Source organism: Mesorhizobium sp. M2A.F.Ca.ET.042.01.1.1 (assembly GCF_003997405.1).
Classification (GTDB): domain Bacteria; phylum Pseudomonadota; class Alphaproteobacteria; order Rhizobiales; family Rhizobiaceae; genus Mesorhizobium.
In genome coordinates, this window is the sequence record NZ_RZRX01000455.1 from 1 (window position 1) to 2,597 (window position 2,597).

Consider the following 2,597-nt stretch of genomic DNA (forward strand, 5'->3'; position numbering starts at 1 on the left):
GACTATGACAGGAACAATTTGCGACTCTATTAAGGCAGGCTGATCAGAGCAAGGCCCGGCAGGTATGGTTTCCAACGATTTTACGAGATCGACTCTGCCATGGTGCGTCGCACACTGCGGCTTGAGCGGCTATTCAATGCCGCCCCTTTCGCTTCAGTAAAACCCGCGACTTTGAATAGTATTTTATCTGAATAACTTAGCGACGCGAGTGCTTTTGGCGTCATGCAACCGCGTTTCGTCTGCAGCAAAGAACGAACTGTCCAAAAAAGGCCCGAAAGGCGGACTACATTTTCCTGGTTTCCTGCCACCTTGTCATAAACGCGCCACAAAGGCGAAAATTTGGGCAGGGAAGGTTTATTATTTAGTCAATTCATGACGTGAACATTTCAGCGAGATGGGAAATTGTGTGTTGCGCTGCAGCATTTTTTTGATATCTTGCCGTAAACCATCCGTTCAACGTATGGAGCTTCTGCATGAGGGATGTCGCCAAGTCGGCTAATGCGGGTTTTGCGCAGGTCGGCGTTGATTTTCCACCCCCCATCGGCGGTCTGCTCAAACGCAGCTTCGATATCGTCGGTTCCCTGTCGGGGCTGGTTCTGCTCAGCCCGCTTTTCCTGATGGTCGCCTTGCTGGTCAAGCTTTCGGACAACGGTCCGATCTTCTACGGCCACAAGCGAATCGGCCGTGGCGGCAGGATTTTCTCCTGCCTCAAGTTCCGCACCATGGTGCCGGACGGCGAGCGCGTGCTTGCCGCCTATCTGGCGGCCAATCCGGAGGCCAACGCCGAATGGATCGCGACGCGCAAGCTGAAGAACGATCCGCGCGTCACCCGCGTCGGCGCGGTGCTTCGCAAGCTCAGCCTCGACGAACTGCCGCAGATCCTCAACATCCTGCAGGGTGACATGAGCCTTGTCGGCCCGCGCCCGGTCGTGCGCGACGAGCTGGAAATCTATGGCAGCGCCGCCGTCTATTACCTGAAGTCACGTCCGGGTCTCACCGGGCTGTGGCAGGTGAGCGGCCGCAACGACGTATCCTATGACACGAGGGTCGCCTTCGATCGCCATTATGTCGAGAACTGGTCATTGTTCGAGGACATTCGCATCATCTTCAAGACAGTTCCTGCCGTGTGGATGTCGCGCGGCAGCTATTGACCGGAACTATCGACCAACAGGCCTGCCCCGCGGCAACCGGGGCAGGCGTCCGGCAGTGATCTCATTCGGGCGGATGGGGCCAAAGCGGATCGGAAACGTTCATTTGACAAAAGACCTCTTCGGACTGTCTTTCGCCTGCAGTCTCCTATCTCGGACACCAGCCCGCGTCGCGGGCTTCTTGCTTGCGGCGTCACTGGCCATGCCGCAATTCGCCGCCGCCGGCGACTATCAGCTCGGCCCGCAGGACAAGCTCAACATCCGCGTCGCCGAATGGCAGACGGTCGACGGCACGTTCCGCGACTGGTCGGCCGTCAATGGCGAATATTCGGTCGGTCCGGGCGGGACGCTCTCGGTGCCGTTCGTCGGCGACATTCAGGCCGCCGGCAAGACGACGGCCGAGATCGCCTCGGCGATCGGGCTCGCGCTGCAGCGTAAGCTAGCGCTGCCCGACAAGCCGGAAGCCTCGGTCGAGATGGCGCAGTTCCGGCCGTTCTACATTTCGGGCGAAGTCCAGAATCCCGGTCAGTTTCCCTTCGTGCCCGATCTGACGGTGCTCAAGGCAATCAGCATCGCCGGCGGCATTCGGCGCAATGCCGACAACGGCCCGCAGATCGAAAAGGATCTGATCACCGCCAAGGGCAGCTATGACATCTATGACGACCAGCGCTTACGGCTGATGGTCAGGCGAGCCCGTATCGACGCCGACCTGGCGGGGAAAACGACTTTCGAGGTGCCTCAGGAAATCCAGGGCGATCCGAGATTGCCGACCATCGTCGCCGACGAAACGGCGATCCTGGTTTCCGACCAGAAGTCGCTGAAGCTGAAGCTCGATGCGCTCGACCAGTTGAAGGGTGTTCTGCAGTCGGAAATCGAATCGCTGCAAAAGAAGATCGCCAACCAGCAGAAGCAGGTCGATCTGGCGGAGCAGCAGGCAAACAGCATCGGTCCGCTGGCGCAGAAAGGCCTGATTGCCAATGCGAGATTGCTTTCCTCGCAGCAGACGGTCGCCGACCTGCAAGGCAAGATCCTGGACTACGAGACGGCTATCCTCACCGCCAAGCAGTCGATCAGCAAGGCAGAGCAGGACGCGATCGATGCCCGTAACACGCTGGGTTCGAGCCTCACTGCCGATCGGCAGCAAACGGAGACGAACCTCAACGAGGCGGCCTTGAGGGTCGGCATGCAGAAGGGCCTGATCGCTCAGGCGTCGGATCCAGCAACGACTGCCGCTCTCACCGGCAGTCAAGAACCGCCCCTGCTCTATTCGCTGGTGCGGGTCGCCGACGGCAAGACGAGCGAGATTGAGGCCAAGGAAGACACGCCTGTGCTGCCGGGCGACGTGATCAAGGTGAAGCTGGCGCCGACGACCAGCCAGTAGCGTCGCCGGCCACGGCTTGCACGCCGAGAACCGAGGAACGGAGGCGGGAGGGACACGTCAGGCTCGTC

The 2,597-nt window shown here is 59.8% G+C and carries 2 protein-coding genes; both read left to right on the forward strand.

All coding sequences use genetic code 11. From position 1 onward, the window contains the following. Window positions 1–473: 473 nt before the first annotated feature. A complete protein-coding gene (locus EOA23_RS33565; RefSeq protein WP_042645112.1) occupies window positions 474–1,151 on the forward strand; it encodes a sugar transferase in 678 nt (225 codons plus the stop codon). A gap of 199 nt (window positions 1,152–1,350) precedes the next feature. Then, window positions 1,351–2,529: a polysaccharide biosynthesis/export family protein gene (locus tag EOA23_RS33570; RefSeq protein ID WP_245456238.1), complete on the forward strand. Its 1,179-nt coding sequence runs from the start codon at window positions 1,351–1,353 to the stop codon at window positions 2,527–2,529. Window positions 2,530–2,597: the final 68 nt, after the last annotated feature.

What these genes read in the sequence shown, in the direction of transcription:
- EOA23_RS33565 (WP_042645112.1), top strand. Translation starts at nt 474, where the DNA reads ATGAGGGATGTCGCCAAGTCGGCTAATGCGGGTTTTGCGCAGGTCGGC.
- EOA23_RS33570 (WP_245456238.1), top strand. Translation starts at nt 1,351, where the DNA reads ATGCCGCAATTCGCCGCCGCCGGCGACTATCAGCTCGGCCCGCAGGAC.